General features: G+C 63.4%; 20 protein-coding genes. 11 read left to right on the top strand and 9 right to left on the bottom strand.

The window, feature by feature from the left end:
* Window positions 1-3: 3 nt before the first annotated feature.
* On the top strand, window positions 4-498 hold the full coding sequence (locus NKK50_RS22695) for a GtrA family protein (protein WP_352543868.1): 495 nt from the start codon (window positions 4-6) through the stop codon (window positions 496-498).
* Between the two features lie 2 nt (window positions 499-500).
* The gene (locus NKK50_RS22690; RefSeq protein ID WP_023745395.1) at window positions 501-1,124 is read left to right on the top strand and encodes a class I SAM-dependent methyltransferase; all 624 of its coding nucleotides are present in this window, start codon (window positions 501-503) and stop codon (window positions 1,122-1,124) included.
* Between the two features lie 53 nt (window positions 1,125-1,177).
* On the opposite strand, the gene NKK50_RS22685 is transcribed toward NKK50_RS22690, so the two are convergent.
* Complete coding sequence (locus tag NKK50_RS22685) at window positions 1,178-2,026, bottom strand: methyltransferase domain-containing protein (protein ID WP_155923597.1); 849 nt, start codon at window positions 2,024-2,026, stop codon at window positions 1,178-1,180.
* Window positions 2,027-2,339: 313 nt separating this feature from the next.
* On the opposite strand from NKK50_RS22685, the gene NKK50_RS22680 reads away from it, so the two are divergent.
* Window positions 2,340-4,034 carry a DUF7056 domain-containing protein gene (locus NKK50_RS22680; protein ID WP_198022456.1) on the top strand — a complete coding sequence of 565 codons (1,695 nt, stop codon included), beginning with the start codon at window positions 2,340-2,342 and terminating at the stop codon, window positions 4,032-4,034.
* On the opposite strand, the gene NKK50_RS22675 is transcribed toward NKK50_RS22680, so the two are convergent.
* Window positions 4,031-5,047, bottom strand: a complete 1,017-nt coding sequence (locus tag NKK50_RS22675) for an NAD(P)H-dependent glycerol-3-phosphate dehydrogenase (protein ID WP_023745393.1) — start codon at window positions 5,045-5,047, stop codon at window positions 4,031-4,033. The two genes, NKK50_RS22680 and NKK50_RS22675, sit on opposite strands and share 4 nt — an antisense overlap.
* Complete coding sequence (gene tsaD, locus NKK50_RS22670; RefSeq protein WP_196815009.1) at window positions 5,044-6,129, bottom strand: tRNA (adenosine(37)-N6)-threonylcarbamoyltransferase complex transferase subunit TsaD; 1,086 nt, start codon at window positions 6,127-6,129, stop codon at window positions 5,044-5,046. Before tsaD ends, NKK50_RS22675 begins: the two co-directional genes overlap by 4 nt.
* Window positions 6,130-6,249: 120 nt before the next feature.
* Here tsaD and hemC point away from each other — a divergent pair, with 120 nt between their 5' ends.
* The 8 genes from hemC (at window position 6,250) to NKK50_RS22630 (ending at window position 13,533) form a co-directional block, all read left to right on the top strand.
* A complete protein-coding gene (gene hemC / locus NKK50_RS22665; protein ID WP_023736796.1) occupies window positions 6,250-7,173 on the top strand; it encodes a hydroxymethylbilane synthase in 924 nt (307 codons plus the stop codon).
* A gap of 1 nt (window position 7,174) precedes the next feature.
* Window positions 7,175-7,888 (top strand): uroporphyrinogen-III synthase, encoded by a 714-nt coding sequence (locus NKK50_RS22660; RefSeq protein ID WP_023745391.1) that lies wholly within the window; start codon window positions 7,175-7,177, stop codon window positions 7,886-7,888.
* Window positions 7,889-8,000: 112 nt separating this feature from the next.
* Window positions 8,001-9,491, top strand: coding sequence for a COG4223 family protein (locus tag NKK50_RS22655; protein WP_023745390.1), 1,491 nt, complete (start codon window positions 8,001-8,003; stop codon window positions 9,489-9,491).
* Between the two features lie 10 nt (window positions 9,492-9,501).
* The gene (locus NKK50_RS22650) at window positions 9,502-11,103 is read left to right on the top strand and encodes a heme biosynthesis protein HemY (protein WP_352500530.1); all 1,602 of its coding nucleotides are present in this window, start codon (window positions 9,502-9,504) and stop codon (window positions 11,101-11,103) included.
* Window positions 11,104-11,179: 76 nt separating this feature from the next.
* A complete protein-coding gene (locus tag NKK50_RS22645) occupies window positions 11,180-11,659 on the top strand; it encodes a tellurite resistance TerB family protein (RefSeq protein WP_023698391.1) in 480 nt (159 codons plus the stop codon).
* Window positions 11,660-11,673: 14 nt separating this feature from the next.
* Window positions 11,674-12,390 carry a glutamine amidotransferase gene (locus tag NKK50_RS22640; RefSeq protein WP_023834670.1) on the top strand — a complete coding sequence of 239 codons (717 nt, stop codon included), beginning with the start codon at window positions 11,674-11,676 and terminating at the stop codon, window positions 12,388-12,390.
* A 187-nt stretch (window positions 12,391-12,577) separates the two neighbouring features.
* Window positions 12,578-12,841, top strand: a complete 264-nt coding sequence (locus NKK50_RS22635; protein ID WP_023670477.1) for a YMGG-like glycine zipper-containing protein — start codon at window positions 12,578-12,580, stop codon at window positions 12,839-12,841.
* Between the two features lie 56 nt (window positions 12,842-12,897).
* Window positions 12,898-13,533: a LolA family protein gene (locus NKK50_RS22630; RefSeq protein ID WP_023745389.1), complete on the top strand. Its 636-nt coding sequence runs from the start codon at window positions 12,898-12,900 to the stop codon at window positions 13,531-13,533.
* A 30-nt stretch (window positions 13,534-13,563) separates the two neighbouring features.
* Here the strand turns inward: NKK50_RS22630 and NKK50_RS22625 are convergent, their stop codons facing one another.
* The 6 genes from NKK50_RS22625 to NKK50_RS22600 all read right to left on the bottom strand — a co-directional run bounded on the left by NKK50_RS22625 (window position 13,564) and on the right by NKK50_RS22600 (window position 22,249).
* Complete coding sequence (locus NKK50_RS22625; RefSeq protein WP_023745388.1) at window positions 13,564-16,767, bottom strand: efflux RND transporter permease subunit; 3,204 nt, start codon at window positions 16,765-16,767, stop codon at window positions 13,564-13,566.
* On the bottom strand, window positions 16,764-17,870 hold the full coding sequence (locus NKK50_RS22620) for an efflux RND transporter periplasmic adaptor subunit (RefSeq protein WP_023687741.1): 1,107 nt from the start codon (window positions 17,868-17,870) through the stop codon (window positions 16,764-16,766). The genes NKK50_RS22625 and NKK50_RS22620 overlap by 4 nt, the downstream gene beginning before the upstream one ends.
* 361 nt (window positions 17,871-18,231) lie before the next feature.
* Window positions 18,232-19,473, bottom strand: a complete 1,242-nt coding sequence (locus NKK50_RS22615) for an MFS transporter (RefSeq protein ID WP_023670472.1) — start codon at window positions 19,471-19,473, stop codon at window positions 18,232-18,234.
* Window positions 19,474-19,631: 158 nt separating this feature from the next.
* Window positions 19,632-20,732, bottom strand: coding sequence for an aminotransferase class I/II-fold pyridoxal phosphate-dependent enzyme (locus NKK50_RS22610; protein ID WP_023670471.1), 1,101 nt, complete (start codon window positions 20,730-20,732; stop codon window positions 19,632-19,634).
* A gap of 133 nt (window positions 20,733-20,865) precedes the next feature.
* Window positions 20,866-21,330 (bottom strand): Ros/MucR family transcriptional regulator, encoded by a 465-nt coding sequence (locus NKK50_RS22605; RefSeq protein WP_023670470.1) that lies wholly within the window; start codon window positions 21,328-21,330, stop codon window positions 20,866-20,868.
* A 214-nt stretch (window positions 21,331-21,544) separates the two neighbouring features.
* Window positions 21,545-22,249 (bottom strand): ROK family protein, encoded by a 705-nt coding sequence (locus tag NKK50_RS22600; protein ID WP_023670469.1) that lies wholly within the window; start codon window positions 22,247-22,249, stop codon window positions 21,545-21,547.
* Window positions 22,250-22,365: the final 116 nt, after the last annotated feature.

Genomic DNA, 22,365 nt, shown 5'->3' with positions numbered 1-22,365 from the left:
GCAATGTCCAGCTCTGTCAGGATCGCCGACATCCCAGTGGACCAGAGCGAAAGACCGCTTCTGGAACGGGGATGGCGGTACATTGTGGTGGGAGCGATATGCGCAATTGCGCACAATGTCATCATGATTACGGTCGATCAGCTGGGCAGGCACTACCTGCTGGGCATCATGATTTCATTCCTGGCGGTGACGCCGACCGGCTACGCTCTGCACAGCTGGTTCACCTTCGGCAAACCGCTACGCTTCAAGGCATTTGCGCGTTTTGCGGCAGGCGTGGCTGCGGCCTACCCGATCTCGGTAGCCATGATGGTGCTTCTCTGTTGCTGGCTTGGCCTTGGTGTTGCGATTGCGTCTCCGATCGCCACCGTCGCATTGCTCATCTGGAACGTTGTCGTTGCGCACCTGGCGATCTTGTCACGGTTCAATCTGCGGCCCGCCACCGCGCCGACGGCATCGTCTCGCCCAGCCACACAGCAATTTGCGGGAAACGAGGAATAAGAATGTTACCGCCAGGTCAGATCATACGCAGGGCTCTTGGCCGCCATTTCAAGCCGGTCGGAGACGTCTACCGTCGTGTTTTCGTCAATCTCAATGTAATCGCGGATTTTCTCGATCGCGAATTGCCGAACGGCGCGAAGGTTTTGGATATCGGCGGCGGCGATGGAGCGCTCGTCGACCGGCTGCTCGATCAGCGCCCCGACCTGAGGATTACGATGTGCGATCTCGCCCCTTCGATCGGTGCGTTTCTAAGCAACGCAAATCGGGCGAAGGTCGAACTTCTGCCCGCGACGGACCTTTCCAGCGTGCAAGGGTCTTACGATGTCGTCACGATTTCCGACGTCATTCATCATGTACCGGTGGATCGGCGCGAGGCGTTCTTCAAATCGCTGGCCAACAGTTGCGAACGCTGGGCCTGCCGGAAGATCATCCTCAAGGACATCGAGCCTGGTGGAATACGCGCCACCTTGTCGCTTCTTGCGGACCGGCACATTACCGGAGACAAGCATGTCGTCTTGTTTTCGCGTTCGGACTTCGCGGCCATGGCAAAGCGGCATTTCCCGACGGCAAAGAGAGTATCGGCATCACCGGACCGGCCGAATTATTGTGAACTGCTCAGCTGGTAGCAGATGGGTGGATCCCGGCGTGTCACGGGCGGTAAGCGCGGATCAACGACACGCTATTTGGTCGCGATGGTGCTGAGCATGCTGGCGATCCGGTGACTCTCCGGGCGATCGACCAGAAATTTATCGATAAACTTCAACGGGAATGTCAGCGTCAGGATTGCGGCTTTCGCTATCATGTAGCGGGTTCGGTTCTCTCGACCGATAACGACGCCGATATATTCCGAAAGGATGTTGACGATCGCGCTTGTCGGTCCTTGATGCGTCTGGACCTCCACCCTTGCGAACCGCTGCAGAAGCTGCTCGATCCCATCCTTTGTGAAGTTGCAGTAGTGGGCGGGATAGCCGTGATAGGGGAACAAGAAAGGGTTGATGCAGAGCAGCGTTCCGCCCGGCTTCAGGACACGGAACACTTCATCGACGACCGCTGCCGGATTGGGAACATGCTCGATCACGCTGTCCAGAATGACGACGTCAATGGAATCGCTCGCAAGCGGCGTGTGCTCGACATTAGCAACCAGATCGACGTTCGGGGTGGGGAACAGGTCAATGTTGAGGACATCGGGGCGGACGCGCCGTGCGCCGGAGCCGAACTCCACGACCATCGAGCCCTGAGGTATCGACGCAAGAAACGAATTCAGCGTGTCGTGAGGTGAATATTCGCTGGTGATGACCTGCTTCAGCGAATTGTACATTCGGGCGCGCGTGCTGGTACCGTCATACGCCTCTTCATGGAAGCTAGCGTCGAAGCCCTCCCTCACCGGCGACTCGACAAAGAACGGAACGCCTTTGTGCACGGGATAGGCGGCAGGGCAAGATTCGCAGGTCAGGGCAGCCGGGCTTGTGCCAAGCCTGGAATAGCAGACTGGGCAGACGAGGCCCGATGCCATCTTGGGTTGTAGCACGCGATGTCCTTTCAAGCCTCTGCATTGTCGCAGAGGCAGGTTGCCGTGTCTGAACGTAACGCTTCTTAGCAAGCAAAAGGCTAACAGCGGCTAAAGTCCGCTACGTATAGACAGGCTGGAGCGGAGCGCTGCAAGAATCCGAAGCGCGACGGCTTCAGTTCCGCACAGTGTCGGAAAATTAACTGCGGTGGAACCATGCTTCGCCAAGCGGAGCTGCCGGCCTCGAAGTTGTTGTCTGAGGATGAAGGGCGTTGTGCCCAGCGAGGCAGCACGCCTGGCGTTGGTCTGCCTGGGCACGATCGAGGGGGTTGTCTTGAATACGCAGGAGCCGGGACCAAACAAGCTGTTCGCTCTCGGGCAGCGCCCAACAACAACTTTTCTGCATATCCTGATCGCACTCAAGATCATCTTGCTGTTCGTTCTGGCTTGGAACATCCGCTTCGTCATGGATGAATTCGTCCAACTCGGATGGGCGAAATATTTCTCCAACGGCCTGTTCGATACGATCTGGCATCCCAAGGCGGTCGGCTATGCGGCTTTTTATGAGATTGCTCATCTGATCGGCTGGAGTGCCACGTCGATTCTGCTTGCTGGCCGCATGCAGACTGCATTGCTGGCCTGCGGGACGATCTCTTTGATCTACGCATGCGCTCGCGCTCTGGGCGAGGATCGCGTGCGCGCTTTGACGATCGTCCTCGTTCTCCTGTGCTTTTCGAATTTCATGGAGCGCATCTTTCGTACCATCGCCGAACCGCCGGCAGTGTTCTTCGCCGTGGCGGCGTTGCTGGTTGTCCTGCGCGCACCTGGGTTGAGGGCAAGGCAGCTTGTTGCCGCCGGCATGCTAAGTGGCCTTGCCTTCGTCATCACTCAGAAATCGGTCTACTTCAACGTTGCGCTCGGCATCGGCCTTGTTGCTGACGCAGCCTTGATGAGACGCTACGCAACAGGGGCGGTTCGCGGAGGGTGGCTCGTGCTTGGATGGGCCGTTCCGATAATCGTCTATTGCTTGATCTTCGGTGGAGGAGCCCCTGTTCTCGCGGCCAAAAACCTTATACTTGGCCCGGTCGAGATTGCGACGCGTGGAGGCGGTGACTATGGGGGACTGAGGCAGTTCGTGTTACAGACACTGGCGCGGAACGCCCTTCTTTACGGGATCTGTTTCTCCGGTATGGCCCTGTCACTGATGCGGATCATGAAACTCGATGGTCGAAGGCGAATTGCGCTGATCTTTTCACTCGTCATCACGGTGCTGGTATTCACGCACGACCAGCCCTGGCCTTATGTCTTCATCATGGCGTTGCCGTTCGTTGCGCTCTGGTCGTTGGAGCTTCTCGACAGCACCGCAACCCACGCGCGCTACCGGGTTCCTGTCCTCGCGGTGCTGATCACAGCCATCGCCATGAGCTACGCGAGCAATGTCGTTTACCTACGCCTCAACAATCAGACCCAGCTTGAACTGGTCTCGCGCGCGGAATCTTTGCTCGCACCGGATGAGAAGTATTTCGACGGCATCGCCATGCTGCCCAATCGACAGGAGCCCTCCACACTCTGGCTCGACCAGCATTATGTCTTGAAAACATTGCAGGAAGGCAGGCAATCGGAAGCCTACAAAGTTCTCTCGGATTCCCCGCCCAAGATGGTCCTCTGGTCATATCGCATGGATTTGATCGATACCGTCATCGCGCCTCTCATCCGCGACAGCTACGTCCAGATCGCTCCCAACATCAGAATGGCTGGTCGTCGCCTCTATTCCGGTCGTCCGGTCGTTTTCAAGGTGCCTGTCGCCGGACGATACAGCCTGTACACGACCAGCGGGGAGCTTGCAGACGGCGAGGTCGAGATAAACGGCACCTCGCATTCTTCGCCCCTATCCTTGGAGGCAGGTACCAGCGACGTTGTCCTGCGCAACGGTCCAGCCGAGGCACTGCTGCTGCCGGAAGGTGACTATGAAAACCGCATCGTGCCTGGCGGGGACAATGCCGAGCTGTTCACGGGAGTTTACAATTAAATACCGGTTTCGGTCTTCAGCGGCCGGGTCATCAATGCCGTGACAGCCTGCCGAATGGTGATCGTGCCGTCCAGTATCGCCGACACCGCAGCGATGATCGGCGCGTCGATGTCGCGCTCGGTGGCGATGCGGGCGGCGATCGCCGCCGTCGGCACGCCTTCGGCGAGCGGCAGTCCGGCCAAGGGCTTGCCTTGCCCCAGCGCCAGCCCATAGGCGAAATTGCGCGACTGGGCCGAAGAGCAGGTGAGCAAAAGGTCGCCGAGGCCGGAAAGCCCCATCAGCGTCTCCGGCTTGGCGCCGAAGGATGCCCCGATGCGGCGCAGTTCGACGAAGCCGCGTGTCACCATGGCGGCCTGCGCGCTGGCGCCGAGCCCAGCGCCGGTGACGGCGCCAGCGGCAATGGCGAAGACATTCTTCAAAGCGCCACCAATCTCGACGCCGATCAAATCGTCGCTGGAATAGCAGCGCAGATTCTGCGCCGAAAAGCGCGCGGCAAGCTCGGCCGCCAAGGCGTCGTCGGGGGCAGCAACCACGACAGCGGTCGGCAGACCCCTGGCCACATCGGCGGCAAAGCTCGGACCGGACAAGGCCGAAACCGGAGTTTCGGGCAGGATCTCACCAACGATCGCCGACAGCAGCGCGCCGGTGTCGCGCTCGATGCCTTTGGCGCAGAGAACCAGCGGGATGCCTTTCGGCATATGGGGCTTTGCCGTCGTCAGCATGGCGCGCAGCGCCTGCGCCGGCGCCACGGCCAGCGCGCAATCGGCATCGGTCAGGGCCGTGCCGATATCGCTCGTCGCCGCAATGCCTGTTTCAATGGCGATGCCGGGGAGATAACGCGGGTTCTCGCCGCGGCGGATCGCGGAAACAGTCTCTTCGTCGCGGGCGTAGAGCCGGACATCGTGACCGGCGCGCAGCATCGCCAGCGCCAGCGCCGTGCCCCAGGCGCCGCCGCCGAGCACGGCGACGCGCCAGCCGGTTCTGTCCCTGCCGCTTGTGTTGCCGGCGCTCATGCTTTTGCTCCGCGCCGGCCGGAGCCGACCATCGGGGCCGAAATGCTGTCCAGCGGCCAGCGCGAACGCGGCACGAAATCGAAGCCGTTCTCTTGAGACAGGCCTGCCCGCAACCGCTCGATGCCGGCCCAGGCGATCATCGCCGCGTTGTCGGTGCACAGTTTGAGCGGCGGCGCGACAAAGGCGAAGCCGGCCTCGGCGCACTGCTTCTGCAGCGTCGCCTTGATCGCTCTGTTGGCGGCGACGCCACCGGCAACGACCAGCGCCGGCTCGGCCTTGTCCGGAAATTCGTCGCGGAAGCGGGCCAGCGCGCGGGCCACGCGGTCGCCAAGTACGTCGGCTACCGCCGCCTGGAACGAAGCGCAGATGTCGGCGACATCCTGCTCGCTTAGCGGCTGGATGGCGGTCGCCGCCTGGCGCACGGCGGTCTTGAGGCCGGAGAAGGAGAAATCGGGCTGCGCCGAGCCCCTCATCGGCCGCGGAAAGGCAAAGCGCGTCGCATCGCCCGACATTGCCGCCTTTTCGACGTTCGGGCCGCCGGGATAGGGCAGGCCGAGCATTTTGGCCGTCTTGTCGAAAGCTTCGCCGAGCGCGTCGTCGATGGTCGTCGCCCAGCGCTGGTAGTCGCCGACGCCGCGCACGGCGACGATCTGGGTGTGGCCGCCGGAAACCAGCAGCAGCAAATAGGGAAAGTCGAGCCCGTCGGTCAGCCTTGCGGTCAGTGCGTGGCCTTCGAGATGGTTGATGGCGATCAGCGGCTTGCCGGCGGCCGCTGCAATCGCCTTGGCCGTCATCAGGCCGACGATCAGCCCGCCGACCAGGCCGGGGCCCGCAGTGGCGGCAATGGCGTCGATGTCGGCCAGGGCTACGCCCGAATCCGCAAGAGCGGCCTCGACAATGCCGTCCAGCGCCTCGACATGGGCGCGCGCGGCGATCTCCGGCACGACGCCGCCGAAGGCGGCGTGCTCCTCGATCTGGCTGAGCACGATGTTGGACGCAATCACCGGCACGGAATCGCCGTCCAGCGTCACCACGCTGGCGGCGGTCTCGTCGCAACTCGTCTCAATGCCCAGAACGCGGATCAATTCGTCGCTATCTCCAGAGATTGTGTCGCCGGACTTTCCTAGTTAGTAGAGGCGGGCCTCGCTAGGGAGAGCGCCGGCAACGCAAAGCCAGCCGGGGGTTATCACGGACCGCGCGCCATGCAAACTTTGAAAATCGGAACACGCGGCAGCCCGCTGGCGCTCGCCCAGGCGCATGAAACGCAGGCGCGGCTGATGGAAGCGCACGGCATGCCGGCGGAAGCCTTCGAGGTCGTCGTCATTTCGACCAGCGGCGACCGCATCCAGGACCGGCCGCTGTCGGAAGCCGGCGGCAAGGGCCTGTTCACCAAGGAAATCGAAGAGGCGCTGCTGGCCGGCACGATCGATATCGCCGTGCATTCCTCCAAGGATATGCCGACAGTGCTGCCGGACGGGCTGGAGCTGTCCGCCTTCCTGCCGCGCGAGGATGCGCGGGACGCCTTCATCGGAAAGGCGGTGAAGCGCATTGTTGATTTGCCGCAAGGCGCCAAGGTCGGGTCGTCTTCGCTCAGGCGCCAGGCGCTGATCCGGCGCATGCGGCCGGACCTAGACGTGGTCATGTTCCGCGGCAATGTGCAGACCAGGCTGCGCAAGCTGGAGGAAGGCGTCGCCGAAGGCACGATCCTCGCCTATGCCGGGCTGAAGCGGCTCGGGCTCGGCCACGTCGTCACCGATCTGATGCCGCTCGATGCCTTTCCGCCGGCGCCGGGACAAGGCGCAATCGGCATCGAAACCCGCATCGGCGACAGCGAGGTCGAAAAGATGCTGGTGGCCATCCATGATGTGCCGACAGGCCAGGCGCTGGCCTGTGAGCGCGCCTTCCTGGCGGCGCTCGACGGCTCCTGCCGCACGCCGATCGCCGGCTATGCGACGATCTCGGGCGGCAGGCTGGTTTTCGCCGGGCTGATCATTTCGCCCGATGGCACGCAATCGCATGAGGTCAAAGCCGAAGGCTTGGCGCTGGATGCCGCTGACATCGGCACGGACGCGGCCAGGATGGTGCGGGTCAAAGCGGGCGAAACCTTCTTCGACGGCTGGGTCTGATATGCGTGTCCTGGTGACGCGGCCGCAACCTGGGGCGTCGCGAACCATGCGGCGGCTGCAGGAATTGGGATTTGAGCCGCTCCTTCTGCCGCTGACCGAAACGGTGACACTGCGGGTTGGCGCCGATGCTGCGAGCGACAATGCCGTGGCCGTCGCTGTGACCAGCGCAAATGCGGTGCGGCATGCGCCGAAAGAACTCATTCGTGCGCTCGCCGCCTTGCCTTGCCATGCCGTCGGACGCAGGACGGCTGAAGCGGCACGTTCGACAGGGTTCTTGTCGGTCAGCGAAGGGGCGGGCGACGCCGAGCGGCTGGCCGAGGCGATTGCTGCCGGCCTTTCCGGCAAGGCGGTCGTCTATCTCACAGGGCGCGTGCGGTTTCCGGCATTCGAGGCGCGGCTGCGAAAGGCCGGCGTCGAGGTCCGCACCGTCGAAACCTACGACACGATTTCGCTCGATTATTCCGATGCTGAAATCCGTACACGCCTGTCCGATCAGGCGGTCGACGCGGTGCTGCTCTATTCAGCCAAGGCGGCGGCAGCGTTGCAGGCCTTGGCCCGCCGGGCGGAACTGCGCGATCTCTTTGAAAACATGCAGGCTTTTGCGCTCTCCGAGCGCGTGGCAGCGGCGTTTGACAATGCCGCCGGCAAAAAAATACGCATTGCGCGGGAACCGCAGGAGGAGGCGCTGCTTGAGCTGTTGCACCGCGGCGACTGAGCGCCGTGTCATCACGCCGCCCCTTTTCACCTGATGATGATGTGCTAGACCATTTTTCAAACCATCACGCGCCGTCGGGCGCCCAGACGAAGCAGGATTGCGGAGCCCAGGCATGGTCAAGACGCCGAAGATGCGACATTCGAAAAGCCGCCGCGAGCCGGTGACCATCGAACTCGAACCCGGCGCTGTCTCGCGCATTGCCGATGCGGATGCCGCCAAGACGGATGTCGCCAACTCGGACGACGTTGGGGCCCCGGCAGAATCGGTTGCGGCCGAGGATGCGGCTGCCATGGCCAATGCGCAGCCGGAGACGCCTGACGAGCCCGTTCATGCCGATCAAGCCGATCTCGAGCCGTGGGAGCACTCCGACGCCGCGGCGCAGGCCGCTCCCGAAAGCGCCGATGCCAAGGCGTCCACCCAGGCGGAGCAGCCTTACCCCACCGCTTCGGATGCGCCACCGCGCGCCAGAACCTCCGACTACAGTTTCGAGGATGCCTCGCCCAAGCCGGGTGCACCCAAGGAAACCCCAAGGACAGCCGGGAACCAGCCCATGGCCGCGCAACCGAAGCGCACGAGCGGCATTGCCGCCGGCATCATCGGCGGTGTCATCGCGCTGGCTGCCGCCGGCGGGCTGCAGTTTGCCGGCGTGCTTGGCGCTCCGGGCTCAGGGGCGGGCACGGTCTCGCTCGACGGCGTCAATGGCGAGATCGCTTCGCTGAAGCGCGAAATCGCCGACCTCAGGGAAGCCAGCGGCAATGGCGCCGCAACGGCCAAGGTCGACGGGCTGTCTTCGGCGCTGGATCAGGTCAAGGCCGATGTCGCATCGCTGAAATCGGCGGTCGAAAGGGGCGGCGCCGGCGACAATGCCGGGCTTGCCTCGCTTGGCGACAAGGTCAAGCAGATCGAGACCGCGGTCGCCGCCCTTGGCCAGGCCGGTGGTGCAGCGCCCGTCGATCTCGCGCCGCTCAATGAAAGACTGGCGGGCCTCGACGCGCTGGTGAAATCGGCCGGCGAGGCAGCCAAGGCGCAGGAAGGCAAGATCGCCGCGCTGGAGCAGTCGGTGACGCAACTCGCCGGCAAGGTCGATGCGCAGGCCTCGCAGCCAAAGATCGCGATGGCCATCGCCGCTTCGGCCTTGAAGGCGGCGCTTGACCGCGGCGCGCCGTTCGCCGCCGAGTTGGAGACCTTCGCAGCGATCTCGCCCGATGCACCGCAGATTGCGGCGCTGCGCCCCTACGCTGAAAAGGGCGTCCCAACCCGCACCGAGATCGCCGGCGAGGCCGACGCCGCGGCCAATGCGATGGTCGCGGCGGCGACGCCGGTCGATGAAAATGCCGGCTTCTTCCAGAACCTTTTGTCGAGCGCCGAATCGCTGGTCAAGGTTCGGCCGATCGGCGCCGTCGAAGGCGCCGGCGCGCCGGAAACCGTGGCGCGCATCGAAGTGGCGGTCAATCAGGGCGACTACGCCAAGGCGCTCAGCGAATACGCAACGCTGCCGGATGCGGTCAAGGCCGCCGGCGCCGACTTTGCCGGCAAACTGAAGGCGCGCATCGACGTCGAGACGCAGGTCGACGCGCTGATTGCAGGTGCGATGAAGGCATGAGGACGACACGATGATCCGCATTCTCATCTTTCTCGGCGCCGTCTTCGCGCTCGGTCTTGGCTTTGCCTGGCTGGCCGATCGTCCCGGCGAGATGGTCGTCACCTTCAACGGTTACCAATACCAGGTCAGCCTGATGGTGGCTGCGGTGGCGATCGTTGCCGTCGTCGCAGCGGTGATGATCGTCTGGTGGCTGATCAAGTCGCTGTGGAACAGCCCATACACGATCTCGCGCTATTTCCGCGTCCGCCGCCGCGACCGTGGCTATCAGGCGCTGTCGACCGGCATGATCGCAGCCGGCGCCGGCGATGGCGCGCTGGCCCGCAAGAAGTCCAAGGAAGCCGCCAAACTGATCCGCTCCGACCAGGAGCCGCTGATCCAGCTGCTCGAAGCGCAAGCCTCGCTGCTCGAAGGCGACCATGAGGGCGCGCGCGAAAAATTCGAGGCGATGCTCGACGATCCCGAAATGCGGCTGCTTGGCCTGCGCGGGCTCTATCTCGAAGCCGAGCGGCTCGGCGACCGCAACGCGGCGCGTCACTATGCCGGGCGCGCCGCTTCCGTCGCGCCGCAACTGGCTTGGGCCGCCGAATCGACGCTGGAGGATCTGACCGGGCGCGGCGACTGGGACGGCGCGCTGAAGCTGGTGGAGGCGCAGAAGTCGACCAGGCAGATCGAACGCGACGCCGCCAATCGCCGCCGCGCCGTGCTGTTGACCGCCAAGGCGCAGGCGCTGACCGACAGCGACCCCAATGCAGCCAAGACAGCGGCACTCGAGGCCAACAAGCTCGCGCCCGATTTCGCACCGGCCGCGGTTGCAGCCGCCAATCTTCTGTTCAAACAGAACGATGTGCGCAAAGGCTCGAAGATCCTTGAGGCAGCCTGGAAGGCGGAGCCGCATCCCGAGATCGCCGAGCTCTACACCCATGCAAGGCCGGGAGATGCCGTGGTCGATCGTCTCAACCGGGCGAAGAAGCTGCAGGAGCTGAAGCGCAACAATGCCGAATCGTCGATGACGGTGGCGCGCGCCGCGCTCGATGCGCAGGATTTTTCCACCGCCCGCCGGGAGGCGGAAGCGGCGATCCGCATGGATCGCCGGGAAGGCGCTTACCTGCTGCTGGCCGATATCGAGGAGGCAGAGACCGGCGACCAGGGCAAGATCAGGCAATTGCTGTCCAAGGCGGTCAGGGCGCCGCGCGATCCGGCCTGGGTCGCCGACGGCGTCGTCTCCGAACGCTGGGCGCCGGTATCGCCGGTCAGCGGCAAGCTCGACGCTTTCGCCTGGCGCGCACCGATGGAGCGGCTGGGTCAGCTCATCGACAGCCATGAAGACGAAGCCGATGTGCCGGTGCTTGCGGCACCCGCCAAGCCGGCAAAGGAAGCCGAAGTGATCGATCATCCCGCCGTTGCCAAGACGATCAGCGAGGCGCCGACCGAGCCGAAGCCCGCTGTGGGCGATGACCAGGTCACGCCGGTCACCGCCGCCGCTTTCGCCGCAATACCAAACGACGCCGAACCCGTCGAACCTGCCGAGGAACTGGCGCGGCTGCCCGACGACCCCGGCGTCGACCCCGATGACGAAGCGGAGAAGTCACCGCGCCGCTTCCGCCTGTTTTGATCCCTGAAGCATGATCCCAAAAAGTGGATACCGGTTTTTGGAAAAGATCATGCTCCAATAATGTGAAGTGAGCACCATGTTCGAACGCGTCCTGGCCTTTCTGAAAGACCTGCCCTCCGGGGCTGGGGCTCGCGCCAATGCGGACGATCCGCGCGTTGCGGCGTCGGCTTTGCTCTATCATGTGATGAATGCCGACGGCGTGCGCCAGGATGTCGAGTGGGAGCGGTTCAAGCAGGTGCTGGCGCAGAGCTATTCGATCAGCGGCGACGAACTCGATGCACTGGCTGCCGCCGGCGAGCGCGCCGACAATGAGGCGATCGACCTCTATGCCTTCACCAGCGTCTTGAAGCGCCATCTCGACGCCGAGGCGCGCAAGGCTTTCATCGGCCTGATGTGGGAAATCGTCTATGCCGATGGCGAACTGCACGAGTTGGAGGACAACACCGTCTGGCGCGTCGCCGAACTGATCGGCGTCGAGCGCCACGACCGCGTCGAGGCGCGCCGCAAGGCGGCGGCCGCCGCGCCCGGCGCCAGCGGAACGTCGAGCGACGAATAGGATTCCGCCTTTCCATGCCGCCCAGACCGAGCTCGAAACCAAAAATCCTGATCGTGCTGCATCAGGAGACTTCGAGCCCCGGCCGGGTTGGCCACATGCTGCTCGAGGAAGGTTTCGACCTCGACATCCGCCGGCCGCCTCTCGGCGACAGCCTGCCGGAGACGCTGGAGGGACACGCCGGCGCCGTGGTGTTCGGCGGGCCGATGAGCGCCAATGACGAAGATGAGTTCGTCCGCCGCGAGACCAACTGGCTCAATGTTCCGCTAAAGGAGAACCGGCCCTTCCTCGGCATCTGCCTTGGCGCGCAGATGCTGGCCAATCATCTCGGCGGCAAGGTCGAGGGGCATGGCGAGGGGCTGGTCGAGATCGGCTGGTATCCGCTGAAGCCGACCGAGGCCGGCAAGAAACTGCTGCCTTGGCCCGACATGGTCTACCAGTTTCACCGCGAAGGCTTTTCGCTGCCCAGGGATGCGACGCTGCTGGCGACGGCGGAAACCTACCCCAACCAGGCTTTTCGCTATGGCGACAATGCCTGGGGCATCCAGTTCCATGGCGAACTGACCCGGTTGATGATGCAGCGCTGGGTGGTGCGCGGCGCGCACCGTTTCGAATTGCCCGGCGCGCAGCCCGGCCGCGACCATCTCGGCGGCCGGCTGATCTGGGATATGCACCTCAAGCGCTGGCTGAGCGAATTTTTGAGCCTGATCTTCGGCAAGCCTACTGAGGGATAGAGCAAAATCCAACTACTCTGAACGGCCGAGCTTGCCAAAGACGACTTACCTCTGGGAGGCGTGTACGATGGATCCGGGACCTTAGCCCGTTCCCGCAGATTTGGATTGCGCCCCAAACACTCCGATGGATCGAAAAACTCCGTGGCGCATTTAAGCTTCGGCTAATAACGGCCCCAGGAGAGAACCAATGAAGAAGACGCTGCTCATTTTGAGCCTACTCATTCCGCTCGCGGCATGCTCCCGCACCGAACAAGGCGCTGCCGTCGGTGGTTTGGGTGGCGCAGCTGTAGGCGCAGCAGTGGCCGGCGACCCGGTAAAAGGGGCGGTTGTTGGCGGGGCGGTCGGAGCGCTGGCCGGGGCGGTCATCGGGCACGCCAGCGAAGCCGGCCAGTGCAGATATCGCGGTCGGAACGGTCGAGTTTACGTTGCTCAGTGCCCGGACGGCTACTGATCTCAAAGGCGCGTGATCTCTTTCGATCACGCGCCTGCTCGGGGTAGGATAACTGAATGGCATATAACAGCAAAAGACTGCTGGCTTTCTGGTTAGCCGTTGTCAGCGCTGTCGCGATAAACGCCGAACTTTCGACCGCGGCCTTGGCCGCACCTGTAGAAGCGAAGACGATTGCCGATCACTTCTCATCGGTAAAGTCCATGTCCGGGGACTTTGTCCAGTCGGGCCCAAGAGCGGAAAGGACCAAAGGGAAATTTTTCCTCCAGCGGCCGGGCAAGATCCGGTTCAACTATGCAGGCCAATCAGGGGTCAGCGTAATTGCAGATGGAAAATCCTTGGTGGTCTATAACAAGAAGCTCAAGACATCGCGGCTTTATGCTCTCTCGAAGACGCCGCTCAAGCTGCTCCTCGACAATCAGGTCGACTTTTCCGGCAATCGCCTCAAAAGTATCAGGGACGATGGCGCCCAGGTGATCATCAGGCTGGCCGACAAGTCGGCCTTCGGCAATTCGAATATCACTATGGTGTTTGACAGGGAATCGCTCGATCTACGCAGATGGACCCTGACTGACGAGAGGGGCCTTACCTCGACAGTCACCATATCCAACGTGAAGCAGGGCGTTCGCGCTCCTGCGGGCACCTTCACTATCGACTATGCTGCAAACCGTGAATTCAACACCAAAACGAAATAGTCGGCAGCGCCACGAACTGCCCGTGTAACACTACTCGGCGGCCGTCTCGGACGGCACCTCTGCCGGTGCCGAAGACTCGGCCTCGGCATGCGGCTTGCGCCGTGAGAACAGCGACCTGAGCGTGACGTAGAACACCGGCGTCAGGAACAGGCCGACGAAAGTGACGCCCAGCATGCCGGAGAACACCGCGGTGCCGAGCGACTGGCGCATTTCCGCGCCCGGGCCCGTCGCGATCATCAGCGGCACGACGCCGAGGATGAACGAGAAGGCGGTCATCAGGATCGGCCGCAGCCTGAGCCGGCAGGCTTCGACGGCAGCCTCGGCGGCCGACAGGCCGCGTTCCTGGGCCTGCCGCGCGAACTCGACGATCAGGATCGCGTTCTTGGCGGCAAGCCCGATCAGCACGATGAGGCCGATCTGCACGAGGATGTTGTTGTCCAGCCCTCGGAACGACACGCCGAGCAACGCCGCGAGCACGCCGAGCGGCACCACCAGCACGATGGCGAACGGCAGCACCCAGCTTTCATATTGCGCCGCCAGCGCCAGGAACACGAACAGCACCGACAGTCCGAAGATATAGACAGCGGCATTGCCGGTGTTACGCTCCTGATAGGCGAGTTCGGTCCATTCGTAGGAGGTACCGGCCGGCAACGTCTGTGCCGTGATCGCTTCCATCTTGGCAAGCGCATCGCCGGTGGAAACGCCGGGCGCGGCGTTGCCCTGCAGCGGCACCGAGACGTACATGTTGTAGCGCTGGACCAGCGCCGGGCCGGTGACGTCGCGGATCTCGATCAACGTGCCCAGCGGAACCAGCGCGCCGGTCGCCGAGCGCACCTTCAGTTTCAAGATGTCGGCGCGATCGAGGCGGAACGCCTGGTCGGCCTGCGCGCGCACCTGGTAGACGCGCCCGAAAGCGTTGAAGTCGTTGACGTAGGCGGTGCCCAGATTGATCGACAGCGTCTCGAAGATGTTGGGGATCGGCACGTTCAGGATGCGCGCCTTGTCGCGATCGATCGCCAGGAAGAATTGCGGGCTGGACGCGGAGAAAGTGGTGAACACGCCGGTCAGCCCCGCCGTCTTGTTGGCCTTGCCGGCAATTTCATAGGCAAGCGCCAATATCTGCCGCATGTCGGCGCTGTTGCGCTCCTGGATCTGCAGCTTGAAGCCGCCGGCATTGCCGACGCCGCGGATCGGCGGCGGCGGCAGTGCGATTATGAAGGCTTCCTTGATGCTTTGCAGGCTGCCGAACAGATTGCCGATGACCTGGGTCGCCGACTGGCCGGCTTCCAGTCGCTCGTCAAACGGCTTGAACCTGGCGAAGATCACGCCCGCGTTGCTGGCGTTGGTGAAGGTCGCGCCGGAGAAGCCGGCGAAGGCGACCGCGTAGTCGACGCCCGGTGTTTTCTGGATGATCTGCGACGCCTGCTGGATGACGGCATCGGTCCGCGATAGCGAGGCGCCGTCCGGCAACTGGACGACGACGATCGCATAGCCCTGGTCGAGCGACGGAATGAAACCGCGCGGCACCGTCTGAACCATATAGACCGTGGCGTAGATGAGGGCCGCGAAAACGGCCAGCGTGGCGGCGATCGCTATTCGCGAGCCGACCAGCACGCGCACGATGCTCGAATACCAATGGGCGACCTTGTCGAAGCCCCGATTGAAGCCGTCGGCGAGCGCCCGTCCGAACCGCGCCAGGAAAAAGCGCGGCGGCGCCGCAGCAGTGTGGTGCGGCTTGAACAGCAGCGCGGCCAAGGCCGGCGAGAGCGTCAGCGAATTGAATGCCGAGATCGCCGTCGACACCGCGATGGTGATCGCAAACTGCAGGTAGAACTGCCCGGAAATGCCGGGAATGAAGGCTGTCGGCACGAACACCGCTATCAGCACCAGCGAGATCGCGATGACCGCCGTTCCGACTTCGTCCATGGTCAGATGCGACGCCGGATTGGGCGCCAGCCCGCTGGCGATATTGCGCTCGACGTTCTCGACCACGACGATCGCATCGTCGACGACGATGCCGATGGCCAGCACGAGGCCGAACAGCGTCAGCATGTTGAGGGAGAAGCCGGCGGCGTAAAGCACCGCCAGCGTGCCGATCAGCGACACGGGGATCGCCACGATCGGCACGATCGCCATCCGCCACGATTGCAGGAAGACGATGATGACGATGATGACCAGCACCATCGCCTCGAGGATCGTCTTGTAGACCTCCTGGATCGACTCGGCGACGAACTCGGTCGGATTGTAGACGATGTCGTAGCTCAACCCCTTCGGGAAGTCCTGGGAAAGCTCCTTCATCTTGTCCTGGATCTCCGCGGCTGCGGCGAGCGCATTGGTGCCTGGCCGCTGGAAGATGGCGAGCGCCACCGCCGGTTTGCCGTTGAGATAGGAGTTGGTGACGTAATCCTTGGCGCCGAGCTCGATGCGCGCCACGTCCTGCAGCTGGATCAGGCGGCCGTCTTCGGCCGATTTGACGATCACGTATCGGAAGTCGCGTGCGTCGTTGAAGCGGCCTTGCGTGGTGACCGTGTACTGGAACGCCGTGCCGGTATTGGTCGGCGGCGCGCCGATGGAGCCGCCCGACACCTGGACGTTCTGGTCGCGCAGCGCCTGCACCACATCGCCCGAGGTCATCCCCAGGGCGGACAGTTTTTCCGGATCGAGCCAGATGCGCAGCGAATATTCGCGTTCGCCAAAGATGATGAGGTCGCCGACGCCGTCCAACCTGAGCAGTATGTCGCGCACCCGCGAGCGGGCGTAGTTCGAGACGTAGAGCTGGTCGTAGGTATTGTCGGGCGACAGCATGTGCACGACCATCATCAGGTCGGGCGAGCTCTTGATGGTGGTGATGCCGAGGCGGCGGACTTCTTCGGGCAGGCGCGGCTCGGCGACCGACACGCGGTTCTGTACCAGCACCTGCGCCTGGTCGAGATCGGTGCCTAGCTTGAAGGTGATGGTCAGCGCCATCGCCCCGTCGCCGGACGAATAGGACGACATGTAAAGCATGCCCTCGACGCCGTTGATCTCCTGCTCGATCGGCGTTGCCACCGTCGCTGCGACCGTCTCGGCGTCGGCGCCCGGGTACTGGGCGCGAACGACGATGGTCGGCGGCGCGATCTCGGGATATTGCGCGATCGGCAGCTGGGTATAAGCAATCCCGCCGAGGATCAGGAGGACGATCGAAACCACCGATGCGAAGATCGGACGGTCGACGAAGAAATGGGCGAACCTCATTGCTGCAACCCGGCGGTCTCGACCTTGGGCGGCAACGTCACCATCTCGACTTTCACCTTGGTGCCGGGCCTGGCGTGCATCAGCCCGTTGACGATGATCGTCTCGTCGCCGGTCAGGCCCGCGCGGATCACCCGGTAGCCGTCGAGAAGCGGGCCGGTGCGCACGGGCTTCGCCGACACCATCCCGGCCTCATCCACCAGGTACACGATGCGGCGATCCTGATCGGCGCCGACCGCCTCGTCGGGCACCAGGACGCCGCTATGCGGCAGCGACCCCGGCACGTTGATGCGCCCGAACATGCCTGGCTGGAGAACGCCGTCGGCGTTGGCAAACCTTGCACGCACCCGCATGGTGCCGGTCGCGTTGTCGATCCGGTTCTCGGCAAAATCGAGCTTGCCCTTGAATACCGCCTCCGCGCGGTCGGCGACGCGAACCACCACCTCGAGCCCGCCGGCGCCTTCCTGCATGCTGCCGCCGCGCTCCTTCGCGTCGCGGGCGTAGCTGAAATACAGGCGCTCATCGACGTCGAAATAGAAGTCGATCGGATCGCGTGTGACGATAGTCGTCAGCAAGGTGGAATCCGGCTGCACGAGGTTGCCGACCGACACCAGCCGGCGGTCGATGCGGCCGGACAAGGGCGCCTTGATCTCGGTGAACTCCAGGTTCAGGTTGGCCGTCGTCAGCGCAGCCGTCGCGCCTTGCATCTGCGCCTGCGCCGAAAGGTATTCCCGCCGACGGTCGTCGACCGTCGCGGCCGAGATATTGCCGGTCTTGGCGAGTTCATCGGCGCGATCCAGCTGCATCTTGGAGAATTCGAGCAGGGACTTGGCGACGTCTACTTGCGACTTGGCGGCATCGTAGGCCGCCTGGTACGGACGCTGGTCGATGGTGAAGAGCAGGTCGCCCTTGTTGACCAGTGCGCCGTCCTGGAAGCTGATCTTGTCCAGATAGCCGCTGACGCGCGAACGGATGGCGACCTCGTCGACGGCTTCGAAGCGCCCGACGAACTCGTCGTCTTCGACGATTTCACGCACCACCGGCTTGGCCGCCGTCACCACCGGCAGTTGCTGGTCCTGCGCAAACGCGTTGCTGCTGAAAGCCATGCCGAGCAGGAATGCCACTGGGACGGCGGAGCGGGCCAGCCAGCCGACCGATCGGCTGGGTCGCCCGCTTGCGTCGCGATGCGATTGCCGATTCCCTGAAGTGTCCATTTGCGTCCCCGCTAGCTGGACCCGGAGGTCGGGTGGTTCTCTTCTATATTTAAGGTTTCTCGTCGAGACCAGAGCACTGCAGTATTGTGCATGGCAACATAATCATTTTCCATATGGACTGAAATGTCCACCCTGTGGCTGCCCCGCCTTCTGGCTAGTTCGCCCAGAACCGGCCCATCCGCTTCCGGCCCATCTCAGCCGTCATCGGCGCAAGCTGATTTGGACCGAGCGCCGGATCCTGCGGCTTACTCGATCAGTTGCGGCTGTTGAGATGCCGCACCCTTCGCAGTTGCGGAAACAGCACCGCCCACAGTCCGGCGACGGCAATCGCACCGACGCCGCCGATCACCACCGCCGGCACGGTGCCGATCAGCGCCGCCATGGTGCCGGCGCGGAACTCGCCGACTTCGTTGGAGGCGCCGACGAAGACCTGGTTGACGGCGTTGACGCGGCCGCGCACCTCGTCGGGTGTCCACAGCTGGATCAGCGTCTCCCTGATATAGACGCTGAACATGTCGGTGGCGCCGAGGCCGGCAAGGGCCAGGATCGACAGCCAGGTGATGGTCGAGACGCCGAACAGCACGGTGAAGGCGCCGAACCCGGCGACGAAGCCGAGCATGATCTTGCCGGCACTGTCGCGCAGCGGGTGCCCGGCAAGCCAGACCGCGACACAGATGGCGCCGATGCCGGGCGCCGAGCGCAGCAGGCCGAGGCCCCACGGGCCGAGTTCCAGAATATCGCGGGCATAGACCGGCAGCAGCGCCGAGGCACCGGACAGAAGCACGGCGAAGAGGTCGAGCGAGATGGCGCCCAGGACGATCTTCTCGCTCCAGATGTATCGGAAGCCGGCAAACAGCGTCTCCATCGTCGGCTTGTCGGTGGCGCTCTGCTGGGCCGGTTTCGGAATGGTGAAGATCAGCAGACCGGCCACCAGCATCAGCACGGAGGCAACGGCGTAAGCGGCTTCGGCCGAGACGCCATAGAGCAGGCCGCCGGCGACCGGGCCGACAATGGTCGCCGTTTGCCAGGCGGACGAGTTCCAGGCGATCGCATTGCCGAAATCTTCCGGCGGAACAAGGTTGGCGAACAGCGACGACGAGGCCGGCCCATAAAAAGCGCGCGCCAGGCCGAACATAGCCAGCACGATGAAGATCGGCAGCGGGCTGACGAGACCGCGCAGCGTGAAGTACAACAGGACAAGCGCACAACCTGCCTCGACTACCGTCGCCAGCGCCATGATCAGGCGGCGGCCGAAACGGTCGGCGACAACGCCGGTGACCAGCACCAGCAGCAGCGACGGCAGGAACTGGACGATGCCGACAATGCCGAGATCGAAGGGATCGCGCGTCAGATCATAGATCTGCCAGCCGACGGCGACGGACACGATCATGGTGGCGAAGGTGGTCAGGAAACGCGCCGCCCAATAGCTCAGGAAGGAGCGATGGCGGAAGGCGGCGTAACGCCGGTCAGGCGGTGTATGGGAATGGGATGTCATGGATACAGGCCCCGTTGCTTGCATTGGCCGGCGGGGCACTTCCCGGAAATGGGCGCTGTTCCGGCCAATGAAACTTATCAAAGTTCGGGGCGCGTATGCGTGAAAATCGGGCCCGGATCAAGCGGTTTTCAAGCCGCTCGCCCGATTGCACGCGGACGTTACTGCCTCAGCGCGGCGGAAATGGCGTCGAGGCCGCCCTGTAATTCCGCCTCTTTCGGCCAGCCGAAACCGACGCGGAAGAAGCGCTTGGGCATATCAAACCAGTGGCCGGGACCGACATAGGTGCCGTGGTTTTCCAAGAGATTGACGTAGAAACGGTCGAGGTCGAAGTCTGGACTGACAACGAGCCTTGGAAATCCGACGACGCCGCCTTGTGGCCGCACCCAGTCGACCAGCGGCTCGCGGTCGATCCAGGCTTGCACGATGTCGCGGCGTTTCGCCATCTCGGGCAGCAGCGCGCCCAAGAAAGCGTCGCGGCGCCCCAGCATGCCGCGCGCAATGCCTTCGTCGATGACGCTGCCGCAAATGCCGATCTGCTCCTTGGCGGCGAGGAAGCGCTCCTGCAGTTCGGCATCGCTGGTGATCAGCCAGCCAATGCGGATGCCGGGAATGCCGAAGGCTTTCGACAGCGACGAGACGCTGATCGCTTTGGGGCTGAGAGAAGCCGCCGCCGGCAGGCGCTGTCCATAGGAGAGGTCGCGATAGGTCTCGTCGACCAGCAGATGGCAGCCGCTCGCTTCGGCCAGCGCAATCAGCGCGTCGAGATCGGCCCGGCCCATCATCGTGCCGGTCGGGTTGTGCGGGCAGGTGACGCTGATCAGCTTGGTGTTCGGTTGCATGCTGGCGGCGACGCGGCCGAAATCGATGGCAAAGCCTGCGTCGAAATCGAGATCGACATAGGAGATGGCGCAGCCGATCGCCTTGGGGGTCTCGATGTTGGTGGCGTAGTTCGGCCGGACGACGACAAGGTGGTCGCGCTCCGACAGAAGCGAGGTCGAAATGATGAAGAGCGCGCCCGCCGCACCGGCGGTCACAAGAACATCGTCAGGCGAAATGCCGGAATCCTGCGCCGCGATCAGCGCCCGCAACTCCTTGTCGCCGCGATGCTCGCCGTAGAACAGCGTGAGATCCGGCAGCGACAGGCCGACGTCGGAGAGTTTCTGATCGGCGATCGAGCTTTCGGAGAGATTGAACCGAATGCGATCGTAGCCGTATTCCTCCGGCGCCTCTTTCTCGATCACCATTCTGGCGTAGTTCATGGCTGCTCCCCCAAAGTCCTGACACTCAGAGGTACAAGCCATAAAAGCACGAAGCCTGCCAAGGCTCATTCGCCGGCAGGCTTCTGTTCCAGTCGTCCAAACGATTGGCTCAGGGCCGAGGCGCTGATCCCACTCAGGCCGGAACTTTGGCCTTCCGGCCCTTGGCTTTCGCCGGCGCGGCAACTGCGGCCTTGCGGCCGAGGCCGATCGACTTGGCCAGCTCGGAGCGCGACGCCGCGTAGTTGGGGGCAACCATCGGATAGTCGGCCGGCAGGGCCCATTTGGTACGATAGGCTTCCGGCGTCAGGTTGAAATGGACGCCGAGATGGCGCTTCAGCGATTTGAATTTTTTGCCGTCCTCGAGGCAGATGATGTAATCCGGCGTCACCGACCGCTTGGGATTGACGGCCGGGATCTGCGGCGCCGCCACTGGGGCCGGCGGCTGGCTGAGCCCGCCGATCGACGCCGCAACGCTGGCGATGAGATCGCTCAGGCCGGCAACGGGCAAGCGGTTCTTCTCGACGTAAGCGGACACGATATGGGCGGTAAGCTCGAGCAGGTCGATGTCCTTGTCAGAGTCGTTGCTGTCGTCGGCCAATTTATCTCTCCGTCGCTAGGGGGGTGGCGGAAACTCCCAGAGTGGTCCCAGCGGAGCCGGAAATCCGCTCTAGTCATTTGTCTTGCCGCATATGTGCGGTTGCGCCAGATGATTCCATCCGGTGCCACCGATCTAATCGCCAAATCTGCGTAACGCAATGACTTCGTATCGCGCCACACGTCATTTTGAACAACTATACTGAATTTTAATACTATCAGACGATCAGCGCCTTGTCGCGCCATAGTCGAAAACCGCCCTCGAAAGCGCGCGTATTGTCGCCGCGCCTGGATGTGGCGGGCAATTCATCCAGTCTGTCGACATTGCCGCCGCCGATGACGACATAATCCGGCTGCAGCGCCGCACGCAGCCGCCCCACGACGTCGAAAACGTATTTGCGCCATTTTTTCTTGCCGTATTTCTCCAGGCCGCGCTCGCCGACATAATCTTCGAAACTGCCGCCCTTGCGGTACGGCAGATGCGCCAGTTCCATCGGCTGGCCGACATTGTTGAGGATCATCGCCGCGCCCAGGCCGGTGCCGAGGCCGAGGAACAGCATGCGCCCGCCATCGTAGCTGCCGATCGCCTGCAGCAGCGCGTCGTTGACGACCTTGACCGGCTTGCCGAAGGCGGCAGCAAAATCGTAGCCGTCCCAGCCCTTGCCGAGATTGGCGGGATCGAGCGAAGGCCTGTTGTGCCTGACCGGGCCGGGATAGCCCATCGAGATCAGGTCATAGGCCAGCCCTTCGGCCAGCGTCTTCACCGTGGCGACCATCTGCTGCGGCGTCAGGTCCGGTCCGGAATCGGCGCGGCGCATCTCGCCGCCTGCGCTGGTGAGGATTTTCACATGCGAGCCGCCGACATCGATCGTCAGCACGATCGGTTCGGCCTTGGCCTTCGCGGGCCTGGCTGCCTTGGCCATGTCGTTTCCTCCGCTCACTTGGCGCATTCCCGCGTTTCAGGGAAACGGGGGAATGCTCCAACTCTTTGTTTTTACCCAATTTCGGACGGAAAGACCGCTCGCACTTTTCCTGGAAT

Source organism: Mesorhizobium sp. M0001 (genome assembly GCF_040324255.1).
Lineage (GTDB): Bacteria > Pseudomonadota > Alphaproteobacteria > Rhizobiales > Rhizobiaceae > Mesorhizobium.
Note: the sequence above shows the minus strand (reverse complement) of the source record. Positions and strands in the feature narration are given on the sequence as shown.

Coding starts and splice junctions, on each gene's coding strand:
- NKK50_RS22695 (WP_352543868.1), top strand. CDS start 4: ATGTCCAGCTCTGTCAGGATCGCCGACATCCCAGTGGACCAGAGCGAA.
- NKK50_RS22690 (WP_023745395.1), top strand. CDS start 501: ATGTTACCGCCAGGTCAGATCATACGCAGGGCTCTTGGCCGCCATTTC.
- NKK50_RS22675 (WP_023745393.1), bottom strand. CDS start 5,047: ATGAGCGCCGGCAACACAAGCGGCAGGGACAGAACCGGCTGGCGCGTC.
- hemC (WP_023736796.1), top strand. CDS start 6,250: ATGCAAACTTTGAAAATCGGAACACGCGGCAGCCCGCTGGCGCTCGCC.
- NKK50_RS22660 (WP_023745391.1), top strand. CDS start 7,175: ATGCGTGTCCTGGTGACGCGGCCGCAACCTGGGGCGTCGCGAACCATG.
- NKK50_RS22655 (WP_023745390.1), top strand. CDS start 8,001: ATGGTCAAGACGCCGAAGATGCGACATTCGAAAAGCCGCCGCGAGCCG.
- NKK50_RS22650 (WP_352500530.1), top strand. CDS start 9,502: ATGATCCGCATTCTCATCTTTCTCGGCGCCGTCTTCGCGCTCGGTCTT.
- NKK50_RS22645 (WP_023698391.1), top strand. CDS start 11,180: ATGTTCGAACGCGTCCTGGCCTTTCTGAAAGACCTGCCCTCCGGGGCT.
- NKK50_RS22640 (WP_023834670.1), top strand. CDS start 11,674: ATGCCGCCCAGACCGAGCTCGAAACCAAAAATCCTGATCGTGCTGCAT.
- NKK50_RS22635 (WP_023670477.1), top strand. CDS start 12,578: ATGAAGAAGACGCTGCTCATTTTGAGCCTACTCATTCCGCTCGCGGCA.
- NKK50_RS22630 (WP_023745389.1), top strand. CDS start 12,898: ATGGCATATAACAGCAAAAGACTGCTGGCTTTCTGGTTAGCCGTTGTC.
- NKK50_RS22625 (WP_023745388.1), bottom strand. CDS start 16,767: ATGAGGTTCGCCCATTTCTTCGTCGACCGTCCGATCTTCGCATCGGTG.
- NKK50_RS22620 (WP_023687741.1), bottom strand. CDS start 17,870: ATGGCTTTCAGCAGCAACGCGTTTGCGCAGGACCAGCAACTGCCGGTG.
- NKK50_RS22615 (WP_023670472.1), bottom strand. CDS start 19,473: ATGACATCCCATTCCCATACACCGCCTGACCGGCGTTACGCCGCCTTC.
- NKK50_RS22610 (WP_023670471.1), bottom strand. CDS start 20,732: ATGAACTACGCCAGAATGGTGATCGAGAAAGAGGCGCCGGAGGAATAC.
- NKK50_RS22600 (WP_023670469.1), bottom strand. CDS start 22,249: ATGGCCAAGGCAGCCAGGCCCGCGAAGGCCAAGGCCGAACCGATCGTG.